This window comes from Pelagimonas varians, assembly GCF_003208435.1.
In the GTDB taxonomy this organism is placed as follows: domain Bacteria; phylum Pseudomonadota; class Alphaproteobacteria; order Rhodobacterales; family Rhodobacteraceae; genus Pelagimonas; species Pelagimonas varians.
In genome coordinates, this window is sequence record NZ_QKMF01000024.1 from 1 (window position 1) to 17,047 (window position 17,047).

At 54.4% G+C, this 17,047-nt stretch carries 16 protein-coding genes; 4 read left to right on the forward strand and 12 right to left on the reverse strand.

Annotated features, from left to right (window positions below; genetic code table 11):
• Positions 1–452: 452 nt before the first annotated feature.
• Positions 453–1,109: a hypothetical protein gene (locus C8N36_RS21565; protein ID WP_110767976.1), complete on the forward strand. Its 657-nt coding sequence runs from the start codon at positions 453–455 to the stop codon at positions 1,107–1,109.
• A gap of 556 nt (positions 1,110–1,665) precedes the next feature.
• Here the strand turns inward: C8N36_RS21565 and C8N36_RS21570 are convergent.
• Genes C8N36_RS21570 through C8N36_RS21580 form a run of 3 tightly spaced genes read right to left on the reverse strand, consistent with a single transcriptional unit; the run spans position 1,666 to position 4,280 of the window.
• A complete protein-coding gene (locus C8N36_RS21570) occupies positions 1,666–2,424 on the reverse strand; it encodes an ABC transporter permease (protein WP_097806728.1) in 759 nt (252 codons plus the stop codon).
• The gene (locus C8N36_RS21575) at positions 2,421–3,215 is read right to left on the reverse strand and encodes an ABC transporter ATP-binding protein (RefSeq protein ID WP_097806729.1); all 795 of its coding nucleotides are present in this window, start codon (positions 3,213–3,215) and stop codon (positions 2,421–2,423) included. The genes C8N36_RS21570 and C8N36_RS21575 overlap by 4 nt, the downstream gene beginning before the upstream one ends.
• 57 nt (positions 3,216–3,272) lie before the next feature.
• The gene (locus C8N36_RS21580) at positions 3,273–4,280 is read right to left on the reverse strand and encodes an ABC transporter substrate-binding protein (protein ID WP_370739171.1); all 1,008 of its coding nucleotides are present in this window, start codon (positions 4,278–4,280) and stop codon (positions 3,273–3,275) included.
• A gap of 467 nt (positions 4,281–4,747) precedes the next feature.
• On the opposite strand from C8N36_RS21580, the gene C8N36_RS21590 reads away from it, so the two are divergent.
• Positions 4,748–5,389, forward strand: a complete 642-nt coding sequence (locus C8N36_RS21590; protein WP_097806731.1) for a PEBP family protein — start codon at positions 4,748–4,750, stop codon at positions 5,387–5,389.
• A gap of 5 nt (positions 5,390–5,394) precedes the next feature.
• Positions 5,395–6,375 carry a YHYH protein gene (locus tag C8N36_RS21595; protein ID WP_097806732.1) on the forward strand — a complete coding sequence of 327 codons (981 nt, stop codon included), beginning with the start codon at positions 5,395–5,397 and terminating at the stop codon, positions 6,373–6,375.
• A 111-nt stretch (positions 6,376–6,486) separates the two neighbouring features.
• Here the strand turns inward: C8N36_RS21595 and C8N36_RS21600 are convergent, their stop codons facing one another.
• The 6 genes from C8N36_RS21600 to C8N36_RS21625 are packed head-to-tail and all read right to left on the reverse strand — an operon-like array spanning position 6,487 to position 12,804.
• Positions 6,487–7,227, reverse strand: a complete 741-nt coding sequence (locus tag C8N36_RS21600) for an ABC transporter ATP-binding protein (protein WP_097806733.1) — start codon at positions 7,225–7,227, stop codon at positions 6,487–6,489.
• Positions 7,224–8,081, reverse strand: a complete 858-nt coding sequence (locus tag C8N36_RS21605) for an ABC transporter ATP-binding protein (RefSeq protein WP_097806734.1) — start codon at positions 8,079–8,081, stop codon at positions 7,224–7,226. The genes C8N36_RS21600 and C8N36_RS21605 overlap by 4 nt, the downstream gene beginning before the upstream one ends.
• Positions 8,081–8,992, reverse strand: coding sequence for an ABC transporter permease (locus C8N36_RS21610; RefSeq protein ID WP_097806735.1), 912 nt, complete (start codon positions 8,990–8,992; stop codon positions 8,081–8,083). Before C8N36_RS21610 ends, C8N36_RS21605 begins: the two co-directional genes overlap by 1 nt.
• Before the next feature lie 10 nt (positions 8,993–9,002).
• Positions 9,003–10,061: an ABC transporter permease gene (locus C8N36_RS21615; RefSeq protein ID WP_097806736.1), complete on the reverse strand. Its 1,059-nt coding sequence runs from the start codon at positions 10,059–10,061 to the stop codon at positions 9,003–9,005.
• Positions 10,062–11,657 (reverse strand): ABC transporter substrate-binding protein, encoded by a 1,596-nt coding sequence (locus C8N36_RS21620; protein WP_097806737.1) that lies wholly within the window; start codon positions 11,655–11,657, stop codon positions 10,062–10,064.
• A 49-nt stretch (positions 11,658–11,706) separates the two neighbouring features.
• Positions 11,707–12,804, reverse strand: a complete 1,098-nt coding sequence (locus tag C8N36_RS21625; protein WP_097806771.1) for a dipeptidase — start codon at positions 12,802–12,804, stop codon at positions 11,707–11,709.
• A 78-nt stretch (positions 12,805–12,882) separates the two neighbouring features.
• Between C8N36_RS21625 and C8N36_RS21630 the strand changes: the two genes are divergently transcribed.
• Entirely contained in the window at positions 12,883–13,803 is a 921-nt protein-coding gene (locus C8N36_RS21630) for a LysR family transcriptional regulator (RefSeq protein ID WP_097806738.1), read from the forward strand.
• Positions 13,804–13,855: 52 nt separating this feature from the next.
• Here the strand turns inward: C8N36_RS21630 and C8N36_RS21635 are convergent, their stop codons facing one another.
• From C8N36_RS21635 to C8N36_RS21645, 3 genes are read right to left on the reverse strand one after another with little or no spacing between them, the layout of a single operon-like run.
• On the reverse strand, positions 13,856–14,764 hold the full coding sequence (locus C8N36_RS21635; RefSeq protein WP_097806739.1) for a F0F1 ATP synthase subunit gamma: 909 nt from the start codon (positions 14,762–14,764) through the stop codon (positions 13,856–13,858).
• Positions 14,748–16,286, reverse strand: a complete 1,539-nt coding sequence (locus C8N36_RS21640) for a F0F1 ATP synthase subunit alpha (protein WP_097806740.1) — start codon at positions 16,284–16,286, stop codon at positions 14,748–14,750. The genes C8N36_RS21635 and C8N36_RS21640 overlap by 17 nt, the downstream gene beginning before the upstream one ends.
• On the reverse strand, positions 16,276–17,046 hold the full coding sequence (locus tag C8N36_RS21645) for a F0F1 ATP synthase subunit B family protein (RefSeq protein WP_097806741.1): 771 nt from the start codon (positions 17,044–17,046) through the stop codon (positions 16,276–16,278). The genes C8N36_RS21640 and C8N36_RS21645 overlap by 11 nt, the downstream gene beginning before the upstream one ends.
• Position 17,047: the final 1 nt, after the last annotated feature.

Here is a 17,047-nt window from a genome sequence, read left to right on the forward strand (position 1 = left end):
CACCGCTTTGGGCATACCAGTCACTGAGCCTGTAGGCTAAATCCGGATGGGGAAAGGGGAAGCTCGCCTTTCATCCGATTTGTGCAACAAAGCCGTTTTTTAGCCGTCAATTCGGGGTGCGTTGACATACTGACGCTCTTCGGTCGCTCCATCATTGGCGCGGGGGTCCGGTAAGCGGGAACAAACGTGAGCTGTATTTCTTCTGTGGTGTGTCGCCTGTGTGCGACTGGAGGCAAAGGAAGCGGAAGGCATGGCTGTTGACGACACGAAATTCATTCTGCCGCAGCTTGGTATAATCGGCTGCAAACGCATTAAACGCACCATTCACACTTGCGCCCAAGCTAACGATGCGTAATCTGGCCGCCGAGCAGCATCATATCGCATTTCTGCCTAACAAGGCCAGTCAAGCAATACCCATTGCTGCGTGAACCAATGATGCCGAGCGTAACATAATGACACCGCAAGAAATTGATAACTTTGAAGTTCAAAGACAAGAGATAATCGAAAAAAGAGGCTCTTCTAAGGGAATAGTTCAGAAAAATTCAAAATTGTGCTTTGATTCCTTCCCAAGAAGCGGAAACAGTTATCTTACGCGCGCCATCTTTCTTAATGTTGATGTTCCCCAAAATTTGATTTCTCACCACACACACAATCGCTTCAACATTTCCTTGGCTCAATCCTCTGGAATCCCATGCATATCTATCATCAGGGATCCAATTGATTGCCTTTCATCTTATGTCGTTTACATGGGAATTCAGGAAAATATAAAACGAATAGAATTTTTCTGCCAACAATACTTGCGATTTTATCAAGTAGTAGAAAAAGAGTCAGTAAAAGTTTTTGACTTTAATACTGTTATCAAGAACCCGTCCAAGTTTACTTCTAGAGTATCCGAGTTCTTGGGCGTGGGTCACAACGGACTTTCGAATGAGCAGCTTGATGTGAAGATAAAGGATAGCGTTCGAGATGCGCCTTCTAAAACGAAGGGAGTGCCATCTTTGGAGCGCGCCAAAGACAATAACCGGGCGAAGGAAACTCTGAAAAAACTGGACCTTACTCAGCAATACGATTTATTCAATACGCTACTATTGAAAGCCGAAACGATATAACTCCTCGCACAAAGTGGAGTTTCACTTTCTTTCACGAATGGCAGCGGTGTCGGTACACCTGATGAGTCTGCTTTGTAGCTTTGCTGCGTGAAGACCAGCAGGCTTCTTGAATATTGCAAACACAGTGCGTAGCGTTCGAAGGTGGCCAGATGTTTCTGTTGGGAGAAACCGCCGATTTCGTCAACCGCCTGCGGCTACACTTGGGTGCGGGCGTCGACTTCGGGCCAAATCCTAACATCTTTATCCTCGCCCCTTCTAAAGATCCGGAAGCTCCGGCCTAGTGTTCTTTTTGCGTTAGCTATCCAGCCTTTGGGCAGCCCTTTGGTCGCATGCCAAAAGGCTCTACCGTCCACAAATAAATGCCGTCGGTGCGGGTCGTAGAAATTTGCCTGCCGCTTATTGAACGGTTCCGCCGTGCATGAAACCCCCGTTATGCGTACTGCAACACAGGGAAACTCATCAAAGTATCTCGTTGGCATTCTCAATCTGCTTCGTAGCAAACATTGACCTTGAGAGACCGAAACTAAATCGCCACATGCGCACACAAGGTATGCCCCTATGTCCCCTCTCGGTCCGCCCAGCCCGCAAAAACCCGCTCCAAAAAGACCACAGCGTAATACAAAACGATGCCCAAAAACGCGAGCGCAATGAGGACTGCGAACATCAAGGGGTAATCGCCGTTGGTTTCGCCCGACTTGAACAAAGCGCCAAGGCCGCGCCCGTGCGGACTGACGATTTCAACCAGATTGGTTCCGATAAAGGCCAGTGTTGCTGAAACTTTCAGGGCCCCAAAAAACTCCGGCAAGGTTTTGGGCAAGGCGATCTTGCGAAAAATCGTGAACCGCGTGGCCCCAAGCGCTCGAAGGATGTCGCGGTATTCGGGCTCCAGTGTGGATAGCCCGATCCCCACAGAGACCGCGATTGGAAAGAACGAAATCATAAAGGCCATCAAAACCGTGTTGAAATCATGCTGCCCGATAAAGATCAGCGAAATCACTGGCACCAACGTGGCCTTTGGGATCGCGTTAAAGCCGATCAAAAGCGGGTAAAGCGCATCGCGGGCGATCTTGGAAAAACCAATGACCATGCCAATCAGGGTGCCAAAGACCACTGCCAACATCAGCCCGGCAACCGTGCGCCACAGGGTCTGCCATCCCATTGTGAAAAACAGCTCTTTGTATTTCCAGAATGCGGGGGGCAAATCGGACGGAGAGGCCATTTTGTAATTCGGCCAGTCATTTACCCAAACCAGCAATTCCCACAAACCAAGGAACACAAGAACAGCAAGGAGCGGTGTGGCGATTTTACCTATCATGAGTGAGCCTCCACATCACGACCCTGAGCGATTTTGATCTGGTCGCGCAACCTGTGCAGCATGTCGGCGGCTTTCGGGGTGAACAGAACGTCCAATGTCCGGTCTTCGGGCAAATCAACATTCATCACATATTGGCTGCGCGCTGGACGTCCGGACAATACAATCACCTGATCGCCCAAGAAGACGCTTTCACGCAGATCATGAGTTATCAAAACAGCGGTAAACGGTTCGGCGCGGCGCAAATCGCGCATGGTTTGCCACAGATCTTCGCGTGTGAATGCATCCAACGCCCCAAAAGGTTCGTCCATGATCAAAACGTCAGGTTTGTGGACCAAAGACCGGCACAAGGACGCACGCTGGCGCATACCACCAGATAGCTCTGACGGACGCTTGTGTTCAAACCCGACGAGCCCGACCATGTCGAGCAGCTCCATGGCGCGGGCGACGCATTTGGCCTTTGACATCTTGGGGGCAACAATCTCAAGCGGCAAGATCACGTTGTCCAAGATCGTGCGCCACTCCAGCAGCACGGGATTCTGAAAGGCCATGCCAACAGTTTTGCGCGGGCCTTTTACTAGTTCCCCATGCAACCATACTTCGCCGGAATCGGGTTTCATCAAGCCCGCGACCAGTTTGGTCAGGGTCGACTTTCCGCATCCAGAGGGGCCAACAACGGCCGCAAATGTCCCTTCTGGAACCGAAACATTCAGCCCGTCCAGCACTGGCAACGGCCCGCTTGCAGTTTTGTAGGCGTGGGTCACACCCTTAATTTCTATGAGGTTTTCGGTCATTTTGCCTCTGAGCGATATAGGCCGCTACGAAACTGAGTAGCGGCCCAATTAAAGTCGTTACTTCAACATCAAGCTGCCGTCTGTCGGCAAATAGCTTGGGTCAAAATACAAGGCCATATCTGGCTCGTTCTGGAACTCGTAGACCGATTTGGTTTGCTCGATCGCGTTCATCATTCGATCGGTGTCGATAGATCCGATCCCGTTGGCAGCCACAAAATCAGTCAGGACATTGGCATCAATCGCCATCTGCAACCGCTCAGTTTCCAGATCGGCATCTGCCGCCGGATTGCGCGCCATCAAAGCCGCAATAGCCGCATCAGGGGTGGCAATCGCATCTTTCCAGCCATGCGCAACCGCACCCAGAAATCCGGTTACAAGTGCAGGATTTTCCGCAGCGAAGTCCGTGTTTACGATAATCGCGTTGCCATATAGATCAACGCCATAGTCGGCCATCAACAAGACCGATATGTCGTCGGCAGGAACACCGAGGCGTTTCAAATTCAAAGTCGACGAGAAAGAAAAACCAGTGATCGCAGCCACGTTCCCTTCGGCTAGCATTGGCTCGCGCGTTGGAAAGCCAACCGGCTCAACCGTCACAGCCGATACATCAATGCCGGTCTCGGCGGCAAAGATCGGGAACTGCGCCCATGCACCGTCAGGGGGCGGGGCGCCAAGGACCTTGCCCTCCAAATCGGCGGGCGCTTCAACCCCAAGCGAACGGCGGCCAACCACTGCAAAAGGCGGTTTGTCATAGACCATCATAACTGCCGTCACAGGCGCGCCCGGGTTTTGATCCAAAAACCGCATGAGCGAGTTAATGTCGGCAAAACCAATCGGAAACGCCCCCGTCGCGACCTTTGGAATAGCGTCGAGCGACCCTGCTCCTTCGCTGATCGTCACCGTCAGTCCTTCATCCGCGAAGTATCCTGCATCCAAAGCATGAAAATACGGAGCCGATGGACCCTCAAATTTCCAATCCAAGGCAAACGGCATGTCTGTCTCGGCAAGAACCGGCGTGGTGATGAGCGCAACAGCGGCAGCCAGTATCGATTTATCAAACATCATGTTTAATCCCCTTCGGCGTCATGTCTTGATATCAGAAGAGACGAGGCCAAAGCTGCGGTCGGATTCCCAGAGCCGCGCATCTTTCTCAAGAAAGATCCGCAACATCCGCACAACAAGAGGGCACTTGCCCGACCTATGCACATTTTTATAGCAGGTCAAAAAACAAGCCGGACGGACAGGCAAAAGCCCTTTGTGTTTTGTGAGCCCCTGACCTGTCACAAACGGCAGTGAAGCATTGAAGGCTGACATCTTGGCACAGCAGTCATCAGCGCGAAAACCCTGATCTTCGCCCCTTGCATCCCGACCCCTGCAAATATGCAAGGCGCATGCCAAAGCCCTAAAAACAAAAGTCGCAGATCAGGCCAATGCGAATGTTGCAGAAGATACCTTTTGCACCTTACCTTTGATCGACGGAATTATTCATTCCTAACGTTTAACTCAAAATTCGCTTTATTCAGGACTTTATCATGAAACGCACAGTCGCCATATTTTCACTGCTATGCCTTAGCGGAACGGCCATAAGCGCAGAAACATTCGCTGCTGATGTTTGGGCCGACAACTGGTTTGAAATGCGGGTCAACGGCACGCTTGTCGCACAAGACAGTGTGCCGATCACCACCGAACGATCCTTCAATGCCGAAAGCTTTGACTTCGAGGCCGAGCGGCCCTTTGTAATCGGGGTTATCGCCAAGGATTTCAAAGAAAACGATACCGGTTTGGAATACATCGGCACCCGTCGGCAGCAAATGGGTGACGGCGGCCTGATCGTCCAGATCCGGGATGCTGCGGGCCGCACGGCGGTTGTCAGCAATGCCGATTGGCAATGCCAAGTCATTCATGCGGCTCCCTTGGACAAATCTTGCGAAAAAGACGCAAACCCCCAGGCCGGCAAAGGAGCCTGTACCTTCGAGGCTATGGCGGAGCCGGAAGGCTGGGATCTGGCCAGCTTTGATGCCTCGGAGTGGCCACAGGCAAACATATTTTCCGAAAGTGAGGTCAGCCCCAAAGACGGGTACGACAAGATCGACTGGGCGAAAGATGCCGAGCTGATCTGGGGACCGGACCTGGAACAAAGCAACACCATTTTATGCCGTTTCACCGTCGAGTAAAATACATGGAAAACACGCCCAACCAACGAATTCGCCCGGCTTTTGTGGCCACAGCCCTTTTGACGGCCTTTTCTGCCACTGCCAGTGCCGCCCATGAAGATCATTGCGCCGCAGTCCAAGCTTCAGTCACCGATGCGGGATTTGATCAGCGCGTCACAGTGACCTGTACCGAGACCCATGCGATCCTCCAATCCGATACCTATCCGGACCATGACAAGATGACAGGGATCGTTGGTACAAACGAACAGGTGCCCGTTCCCGCCGGTTATGCCGCGCCGATCATTTTGACGCCGACACTTGGGACAACGCCGCTGACCCGCGACGCGGCCTTGGGTGTCGCCGTAAATGGCGTACCAATCTACGACTATACGGGCGGCGGCGAAATGACCGAAGCCGATTTGGCCCACCACCAAGCCAGACACGATACGCTTCAAACCCGGCAGCTGGATGTATGCGGCGGCCATGCAGGACGCGGGGACGACTATCACTACCATGTCAAACCCGCCTGCATGATCGACCAGATGGCCAATGCTGGCGATGAGGCGATCCTTGGATGGGCCTTTGACGGTTTTCCCATATACGGCGACAACAATCCCGACGGGTCCGAGATTTCGGAAGGTGTGCTGGATGTATGTAACGGACAGCACGACGAAACCTTTGGCTATCGCTATCACACCTCATCGGGTGCGCCCTACATTGTGCAATGCCTGATGGGCGAAGTCGCCGATTTTGAGCGCCTGCCCCGCGTCCCCCCGCTCACAATAGCCAACGGAGGCGGGGCCGCGCCCGGAAGGCCACCGCAGGGCGGTGTCCAAAATCTGGTCTTCACCGAAGACGAAACTGGCAGCCGCAGTATGGATTACAGTTTTGAGGGTGATGACTACTACATCCGCTACACGCCATCAGATCACCCCGGATGCTATGACTTCACAACTCGAACCGTCACAAATGACGGAGTGGTCAAAACCGGCGAATATTGCCGATAGAGCGCTCTCGCCCCTTGTGGGGGAATTGCTCTTCGCCTTGCAATCCAAAAAGGGGCCGCTTTGACACGCGGCCCCTATTGATCACAGCACGGTTAAAAAGGCGGGCTTCGATCAGACCGAGGCCTCCAAGAGCTGTCTTGAATATGGATGCTTAGCCTGCATTCCCTGCAAAGCTGCCACATCCATAATCTCAACTATCTCGCCATCTTTCATTACCGCCAATCGGTCACACATGTGCCCGACCACGGACAGGTCATGCGACACCATCAGGTAGGTTAATCCGTGCTCTGCCCTCAAATCTGCCAGAAGATTGAGAATTTCAGCCTGCACTGACACGTCTAATGCGGAGGTTGGTTCGTCCAGCAGCAAAAGCGTCGGTTCAGGGGCCAGCGCGCGCGCAATTGCAACCCTTTGACGCTGACCACCCGACAACTGGTGCGGATAGCGAAAACGGAACTTTTGCCCCAACCCGACATCATCAAGCAGTTTAACCACGCGGTTGTCGATGTCCTTGAACCCGTGCAAATGCAGTGTTTCACCTAGAACCTGATCCACCGAATGGCGCGGATGGAGCGAGGCATAGGGATCTTGAAACACCATCTGAACCGTCTTGAAAAAGCTTTTGTGGCGTTTGTGTTCAACCGTTTCACCCGCCACTTTGATGCTGCCAGACCATGTGGGAGCCAGACCGGTAATCGCGCGCAAAATCGTCGATTTTCCGGACCCACTTTCTCCAACCAAGCCAAAGCTTTGCCCCTTGGCCACATCAAATGTCGCCCCCTTTACCGCGTCGACCCGATCGCGCGCGGTGCCAAACCAGACGTTCAAACCGTTGATTTCGAGCATATTCATATTTGGCCACTCACACTTGGGGCTGTTGACCATGCAGGATCACGTTGCAACACCTCAAGGCGGTCACGCGGTGCATCCAAACGTGGCAAAGAATTTAGCAAACCGCGGGTATAGGGATGCTTGGCCTCATGCAGTTTGTCAGCTTCGCAGACTTCAACAATCCGGCCAGCATACATAATCAGAACCCGGTCGCAAAAATCGGCCACAAGGTTCAAGTCATGGCTGATAAAAATCAAACCCATGCCGCGTTCCTTGACCAGCTTATCCATGATATCAAGAACTTGCCTTTGAACAGACACATCCAGCGCTGACGTGGGTTCATCCGCGATCAAGATTTCGGGATTGGGGATCAGCATCATGGCGATCATAATCCGTTGCCCCATCCCACCTGACATTTCATGCGGATAGGCGCGCATCACCCGTTCCGGATCACGGATCGAAACGGCCTCAAGCATTTCTATGGATTTGGCGTATGCATCGGCTTTGGAGGCTTTGTTGTGCAAACGATAGGCTTCGATGATCTGATCCCCAATCGTTGTGACCGGATTCAACGAAAACTTCGGGTCTTGCATGACCATAGAAATTCGCTGACCGCGCACGGCACGCATCTCTTTTTCGGTTTTGGCCAGCAGGTTCACACCGTCCAGTTTGATGTGATCGGCCTCGACAATGCCCGGCGATCTGATCAGCCGCAAAATGGCGCGGCCAGTCATCGATTTACCCGACCCGCTTTCTCCGACGATGCCCAATCGTTCGCGGCCCAGTGAAAACGACACGCCGCGCACCGCATCAAACACCCCTTGGCGGGACGGGAATTTCACCCAAAGGTTCTCAACATCCAGAAGCTTTTCCATTATTCACCCGCCTTCGGATCAAGCACATCGCGCAGCCCGTCTCCGAGCAAGTTAAACGCCAAGGATACGGTAAAGATCGCCAAGCCCGGCACCGTCGCAACCCACCAGTGGTCAAGAATAAAACGCCGTCCTTCGGAAATCATCGCGCCCCATTCTGGGCTGGGTGGCTGTGCGCCAAGGCCCAAAAACCCAAGGCCCGCGGCGGCCAGAATAATGCCCGCCATGTCTAGCGTCACCCGTACAATGAGCGAAGAAATACACAGCGGCCAGATGTGTTTGGTGATGATACGAAGGGCTCCTGCACCCTGCAGTTGAATCGCACTGATGTAATCCGACGACCGGATTGTAAGCGTCTCAGCCCGCGCAATACGTGCGTAGGGTGGCCAAGCCGTCAACGAAATCGCCAATACCGCATTCTCGATACCAGCGCCCAGCGCAGCCACAAAGGCCAAAGCCAGAACCAACCGAGGGAAAGCCAAAAAGATATCGGTAATACGCATCAACACAACATCGACCCAGCCACCAACATAGCCCGACACAGTGCCAACCAGCAGTCCCAAAATCGGCGCGATCAGGGCCACCAATCCAACAATATACAACGTAATCCGTGCGCCATAGATCAGACGTGAAAGGATATCACGCCCCAGACTATCGGTTCCGAATACATGGCTATCGGACCAAAGCGGTGCCAACCGGTTGCCCAAATCCTGTGCAAACGGATCATGCGGTGCCAGTATCGGGGCTGCAGCAGCAACCAGAACCAGCAGAACCAAGATCCCAAGGCCGATCATCGCCATGGTGTTAGACCGAAAAGACAGCCAGCCTTGATAGATCGCTGACAGTTTTGCATGGCGGCGCGACGTGGGCGTATCGGTCAGCAACCACGCGCGCAAAGTTTGTGTCTGAGACATGGATGCCCCCTTATTTCGCACGTGGGTCAAAGACTTTGTACAACAAGTCCGAGAAAATATTGAGCAGGATAAAGATCAGCCCGACCACCACAGTCCCGCCCAAAACGGCGTTCATATCGGCGCTCAACAGCGCTGTGGTGATATAGCTGCCAATACCGGGCCAGCTAAAGATGATCTCGGTCAGGACAGATCCTTCGAGCAAGCCAGCATAGCTCAGCGCGATCACGGTGATCAGCTGTACGCGGATGTTCTTGAAGGCGTGTTTCCACACAACATTCCATTCGGACATGCCTTTGACCCGCGCGGTGGTGATGTATTCAGCGCTGAGTTGTTCCAGCATAAACGAGCGGGTCATGCGGCTGATATAGGCCAGCGAATAGTACCCAAGCAGCGAGGCAGGCAGGATGATGTGGCTAAAGGCGTCTTTGAACACCTCCCAATTGCGATCCAGCGCAGCGTCGATCAGGATCATGCCCGTCACAGGCGGCACGACATCCATATAAAAGATGCCAACGCGGCCCGGACCGCCGACCCAGCCAAGAATGCCATAAAACACGAGCAGCCCCATCAGGCCCATCCAGAAAATCGGCATGGAATAGCCGACAAGGGCCAGAACGCGGGCGAACTGATCGATCCACGATCCTTTGTTCACGGCGGCCAAAACGCCCAAGGGCACGCCCAGAACAACACCAAATATGATGCCCAGCGTTGCCAGTTCCATCGTAGCGGGGAACACACGGGCGATGTCTTCGGACACCGGACGTGCGTTTAGCAAGGAGGTGCCGAAATCGAGGTGCAGCACGTCCCAAAGATAATACAGAAATTGCACCAACAGCGGCTTGTCCAGCCCAAGCTGCAGGTAAACAGCGTCATAGGTTTCTTGCGACGCGCGTTCACCAACGATGGCAAGCACGGGGTCGATCGGCATGACGCGGCCGATGATAAAGGTGACGAAGAGCAGCCCCAGCAAAGTTACGGAAATCGACCCAAGCGTCAGCAAAGTGGTCTTAAGCCATTGCGGAAGAGGCACCCGAGGGTGCCTCTCCTTATTGTCTTCAGCAAGCGCCATTTACTTGGTGACCTGCCAATAAGCGGCGGCGGTGACAGCCTGACCCGTCGAGAAGTTCATGACATTGTCACGCATGGCAGATTGTTCGATCTGCTGGAACATCACCACAAACGGGGATTTTTCGCGGAATTCAGCCTGAATTTCCTGATACATCTTCACCCGCATATCGCGATCGCCTTCGGTGACAGCTGCGGCCACTTTGTCGGTCAGACCTTCCGGATCCCAACCTGTCCGCCATGCCAGCAAGCCGGTCGCATTGGCTGCGTCCGAGTTGTCAGGGTTATAGGCGAATGTACCTGCATTGGTCTGTGGATCAGGATAATCCGGTCCCCACGCGCCAAGATACACGTCAATATCGCGGGCACGGTAGCGCGCGAGGATCTGCTTGGCTGTACCAACGGTGATGTTCACCTTGATCCCGGCCTGCGCCGCTGCGTTTTGGAAGGACTGGCCGATTTCCATACGCTCTTGCGCTTCGCGAACACCGATTTCGATTTCTAGCCCTTCAACACCGGCTGCGGCCAGCAGTTCCTTGGCTTTTTCGATGTCATATGTGAAAGGCGCTTCGTCCGACGCGCCCAAATATGTGGCAGGCAAGAAGTTCTGATGGATCGTATACTGCCCCTTAAGGAAGCTGTCGCGCATACCTTCGTAGTCAATCAGGTATTTAAAGGCCTGACGAACCTCTGGCTTGGACAGCACGGGGTGCTTCTGGTTCAACGCAAGATACATCAGACGGCCCTTCAGCTCGTCCACCACTTTGACACCATCAGCGCCTGTGGCACCGGCGATATCTTCGGGGTTCAGGTTGCGGGCGATGTCAATGTCGCCGCGTTCCAGCAACAGACGTTGCGATGCACTTTCAAGCACGTGCTGCACGATCACCCGTTCCATAGCAGGCGCGCCGCCATAGTAGTCGGGGTTCGAAGTCAGCAGGACGCTTTCGTTTGGCTTCCAGCTCGACAAAACATAGGGGCCGGAACCGGCTGAATTGGTTTTCAGCCAAGTGTTGCCCATGTCGCCATCTACTTCGTTGGCCATCACAACTTCTTTGTCGACAATACCGCCGATGGTCGAGGTCAAGCAGTTGAGAACAAACGACGTTGCATACTTCTGATCGGTGGTGATGATCAGCTTGTTGCCGTCGGCTTTGATCGTTTCCATTGCATTGTCAGCAGTGAAACCGAACTGGGTCAGGATGAACGCTGGCGTCTTGTTCAAGATAACCGCACGTTGCAGCGAGTAAGCCGCATCTTCAGCGCGCACAGGGTTGCCCGAATGGAATTTCACACCTTCGCGCATGGTAAATGTGATGGTTTTGCCGTCCTCGGACACGTCCCAGCTTTCCGCGAGGTCTGGCTGATAGCCTGCCGCCAGATCATTCGGATCAAGGTTGACCAAACGACCATAAACGTTGCGGCTGATGTCAGACCCGGCGAACTCAAAGCTTTCGGCGGGGTCAACGGTTGTCACGTCATCAATACGGTGGGCGATTACCAGCATATTGGCAGGTGTTTCAGCATAGGCAGCCATCGACGTAACACTGAGTGCCAGCCCCATCGCAGCCCCTGAGAGCAGTTTATTAAATGCGTTCATGTTAGAACCTCTCCTATCGTTTTTCTTTATTTTAATCTGGCAGTTGGGGTTATTGTCCCCATGTCTTTTCCAAAACACGCAGCCAGTTTTCATGGCACAGTTTGGCAATTAGCGTTTCGCCATAGCCATGCTGCGCCATCGCGCGCCTCAGTTTGGGAAGACTGGCAACCGAGGTCAAATCCTCGGGCACAATCGCCCCGTCGTAATCAGAGCCAAGACCAACGCGGTCTTCGCCCAGATGTTCAATGAGATAGTCCAGATGCCTCAGCATCTGACTGATAGGAACATCAGCCAACATGCGGCCATCGTCGCGTAAAAATGCAACAGCAAAGTTGAGACCCACCATACCATCACTTTCACGAATCGCGGCCAACTGTTTATCGGTCAGATTGCGTGAGTGCGGACAAATGCCATGGGCGTTGGAATGCGTGGCAACCAGCGGTTTGGTGGAATGGCGCGCCACGTCCCAAAAACCGGCTTCGTTCAGGTGGGACAGATCAAGCATAATTCCCAGTTCGTCACAACGTTTGACCAGACGCAACCCGTAATCGGTTAGCCCGGGGCCAATGTTTCCGTCGCTGGGATAGCGGAACGGGACACCATGGCCAAAGATGGTCGAGCGGCTCCAAACCGGTCCAAGCGACCGCAAGCCCGCCTGATAAAGCACCTCAAGTGTATGGAAATCAGCATCAATTGCCTCGGCACCTTCGATATGAAACACCGCCGCGATCCTGTTGGCCGCCAGTGTTTCCCGAATATCAGAAGCGGTTCGGCAGACCGTCAACGCGCCGCGCTGCTCCAGATCAAACAAGATCGCCGCCTGCGCCATCACAACCGGAAACGCATCTTCCCACTCAATCGGATCAGGCAAGGGCAAGTCATAGCTTGGCTTGGCCATTTCCTCGAATTTGAATTCGAGATCCACGGGTGACGGCACATAGACAGCAAAGAACCCGCCACCAAATCCGCCTTGGGCCGATTTTTGCGCATCAATCGCACCCGTTCTTCCAGAGACAAATTGATCTGACGCTGTCAAACCCCCAGCCCGATAGAGCTGCAAAAGAACATCATTGTGTCCATCGAATATCAAAGGATGCGTTTGTTCAGGCAAAATCGGGCCACTCCGTGAGTCTAATTCCAAAACCATACGGCAGAAAATCTCATAGACCATCGGTATCAGTATGATAAAACATCATTGATACATGACATTTCTGCAAAGGACGCTATGGGAACCCGATCTTGGCACAGTTTGCCTGAATATCAGGCATTGCGCGCATTGATGGAAAGCGGAACCACCTCAAAGGCGGCGGTTCGGCTTGGCCTGTCGCAATCTGCCATCAGCCGGTCAATCGCCAGCCTCGAGTCGCGTACCGGCATGATGTTATTTGAACGTGACGGCGGGCGTTTGAAGCCAACATCCGAAGCCGCGCAGTTGAACCGGCGGCTCGATCCGCTGTTCGAAGCCTTGGACCGCATTGATGGCCCCCCTGCCCCTGCCCAAGAAACCCTTCGGCTGGTTGCCCCACCGACCTATGCGCACCGGTATCTGGTGCGCCATGTCGCCTCTTTCTTGCATGCAAATCCACATTATTTTGTCAGCCTCGAAGTCGCCTCTTCGGAAGAGGTCATTCGCGGCATCCAGGAATTGCGATTTGACCTCGGTCTGACAGGTGTCGAGCTGTCGCGCGAGCGGGTGAAACTGATCCCGTTCCGAATCTCCAAAGCAGTGTGCGCCATGCCCAAATCCCACCCCTTGGCGCAAAAAGACAGCATTGGGCCAGAGGATTTGCACGACCAGCCCATGATCGCCCTGACACATCGCCACGCGCGGCGGGCCCAATTGGACAGGGTGTTCACCAATAGCCGCAGCACTCCGCGCATTGTTGCCGAAGCCTCGACTTCGTTTGCAGCTGTGGATTTGGCCAAAGAGGGGCTGGGACTGACAGTGGTGAACCCTTTTCCCGTTGTTCAATATCGGTCGGACGATTTGATATTCCGCATCTTCACCCCGACGATCGAATACCGCAGTTATTTCGCCACGCAGGAAACCCAACACAGCCCCGCCATCGCCCGTGCCTTTATGCGCCATCTGCGGCTACATACTCTTAAGACACCGTTCACGTCGCTTGCCGACCACAGCAATTGACGCAACCTGCGGTCACAGGGCGGGGCCGCATGGATGACAAAGAGGGATCCGTCTATTCGGATGGATTGGGCGCAGGGCGCCTTGGTTTCTTCAACGCCTCGAACCCAATGATAACATCCAAAAGCTCTGTTGTGATCTCGCTTTGCCGCAGGTTGCGCATTTCGGATTTCAGGGCATCCAACCTGTCGTCAACCGACTGCTCGGCTTGTTGCATCAAAGCGAGCCGGGCGGCGTTTTCAGTGACCAAGGCCTCAGCTGCGGCGCGGAAAAGACTGGCAAACAGGTGTTTGCGGATTAGTGCCATAAACAGTTCACCGGGCGGCATCGAAAACGACGGCACACTGCGTGACGCCCAGGGTTTGGCCTGAAGTTCCGCAACCAAGGCCGGATTAAGCGGCAACAAAGGTGCGATTTTCGGGGCCCAGCCGCCCCCTGAAACCCGCGCGGAATAGGCAAGGGTCACTGCAATTTCATGCTTCGTGTTTTCCGCTCTGATTTGATCCAACCGTTGCGTCAAAAGGTTCGCCAACCGCCCGATTCCGTCAACAGAAGCCGGGGGCAAAAAGCATGCATCAATAGTCAGCCCCTTGTCGGTTAGCGCATCTACCATTTGTGCCCCGATACACAAAAGCGTTCCTTGGCCCGCCAAATCGGATTGGATGAACGGGGCGACATGGGCGGCAATCACCTCATTGTAGTTGCCGCAAAGCCCGTGGTCCGAACCAAAAACGACCACAACCTGCGCCGCTTCTTGAACCAAGCCCGTGTTGACCTTCGCAGACTGCGATAGAAACGCATGCATCCCATTGAGCACAGTCTCGTGGTAGGCTTCGATGGCCCGGGCGGCATGCTCGTATGGGGCCGCATTAATGACCGACAGAGTTTTCATCGTGTGAACGACGCTCCGGATGCCCTGCATGCTGGTAGTGCGGCGGGCCAGCGCCTCAAGCGATTGCGCCATCTTGCCCCCCAAGCGCCTGCCGCGCATCCTTGCCAAGCATAGCCAGACGGGCACGGTCCGCTTCGTCGAAAGGTGCGTTTTGGGCGATTTGTGCCGCCAAATCCATAAGGTCACGCGCTGCGGCGGATCTGATAGACGCCATCAGCGTAAAAACCTGTGCTTCGTCCAGACTGTCAAATTGACCGTCCATCGCGGCGACCAAAACCGCCAGCTGCTCGATTGCGGGAATTGGGTCACGTTCAGATTGACGCAAAGAGGCCCTAACGGCAGCGCCTCGGGTCAGCCGTCCCCGCGTTGCATCATCCAGACGCGTTCCAAAACGGGCAAACTCCTCCAGCTCTTCGAACTGCGATAGGGTGACGCGCAGATTTCCCGCCACCGACCGAAACGCTTTGCTTTGGGCTTTGCCACCTACGCGGCTAACGGATACGCCCAAATCAACCGCTGGAAACTGGTTTTTGCGCACCAAACGCGGCGACAGATAGATCTGGCCATCTGTAATAGAAATCAGGTTCGTCGGGATATAGGCTGACAGGTTTTCGGCCTGCGTTTCAACCACCGGCAGAACGGTAATTGACCCGCCGCCTGCCCCTTCGGTGAATTGTCCGGCCCGTTCCAACAATCGGGCATGGATATAAAAGATATCCCCTGGAAAAGCCTCGCGGCCCGGTGGACGGCGCAGCAAAAGCGACAATTCGCGGTACGATCGAGCATGATGGGTCAGATCGTCCAGAACAACCAAAACATCGCGGCCCTGCGCTGCGAAATGCTCTGCCATGGTCAGCGCCGCATAGGGCGCGATATAAGATAGGCCAGCCGCATCTTCATCGCCGGCCGACAGAACGATTGTGCGTTTGCTCATCCCCCCGTCATGAATCGCGCCAATGGCTTTTGCCACGGCATCCCCCCGCTGCCCAATGGCGCAATAGATGCAAATGAGATCGGTATTCTTTTGGTTCAAAATTGCATCCACAGCCAGTGACGTCTTGCCGGTTTGCCGATCTCCGATCACCAATTGGCGCTGCCCAAGCCCAACCGGCACAGCCGCATCAATCACCTTTATCCCCGTCGCCAAGGGGCGCGAAATTGCGTGTCGATCCAGAATTGGCGGGGCTTCTGCCTCAACCGGATGGGACGCGTCGGCCTCAATCCGGCCACCTCCGTCTTGCGAATCCCCCAGCGCGTCGACCACGCGCCCCAACAAAGCCGCGCCAACCTTGGTGCTCACGACTTTGTGGGTTCGAACAACACTTTCGCCAATGCGCATTTGCTCGGAACGCCCCAAAAGAACCACGCCCAACCGCCCCGGTTCGAGATCCAGAACAATCCCTTGAACCCCACACTCAAACTTCAGCAATTCGTCCGCCAAGGCACGCTCTAACCCCGTCACAATGGCAATCCCGTCGGCAACCTCGGCGACCTGCCCTATCTCGCTGAGCCGGGGACCGGGGGAAGGACATCCGAGCAGAGCGGCAAGCATCCCTTCTGGAGACAGCGCAGTGGACCCAGCGTCATGTGCCATTTGACTGCGCTCTCATTTCGGGGCCTTTGGCAAGTTGGTCCGCAATCATGGCCTCAAGCCCGTCGATATAAGTGTCAACGGTCCAAGCCACTTGGACCCCGTCCAAACGCAGCACCAAACCCGGTGCCTGCAAGGCTTCAGTGTTGAAGCGAACAGAGACCTTGGGGAACTCGGTTTGCAGTTCCGAACGGACAGCGTTTTGTACCGCGTCAGTCAAGGCCGCGTGGCTGGTTACGACCGCCGTTGCCGTTTGCACAGATGCGTTGTTCAGCTTCGGTGCCAAAGGTTTGATTTTCTGGATCAAGTGCCGGATCATTTGCGCCTCTAGCGTCTCATCTGCCAAATCGATCAGCGCCTTGCGCGTCAAAGACAACAGCGCCCCTGCCCCGGCACCGTGCATTTTGGCCGTGTATTTGCGGGTTTCACCGTCAAGATACGCTTGCCAATTTGCCTGTTCAACAGCCATCTGCGCATGTGCATCCGCCAGCAAAACATCGCGCTGTTGTTCGGCTTTTTGGCGGATCGTTTCCGTCATTTCCGCCTGCGCAACATGCAAGGCTTGCACCTTGTCGCGATAGGTCTCCTCAATCGCTTCGGCCTTGTCTCTGGCTGTCACAGCATCTTGCATCCGATTGGAAATTTCGGCTTCGCGGGCGTCAATTCCACCTAGGATTGGACGGTAGAGAAACCGTTTCAGCAGCCAGACAAGCACCAGAAAGTTGGCAATTTGGGCCGTAACAGTAATCCAGTCGATTGACATG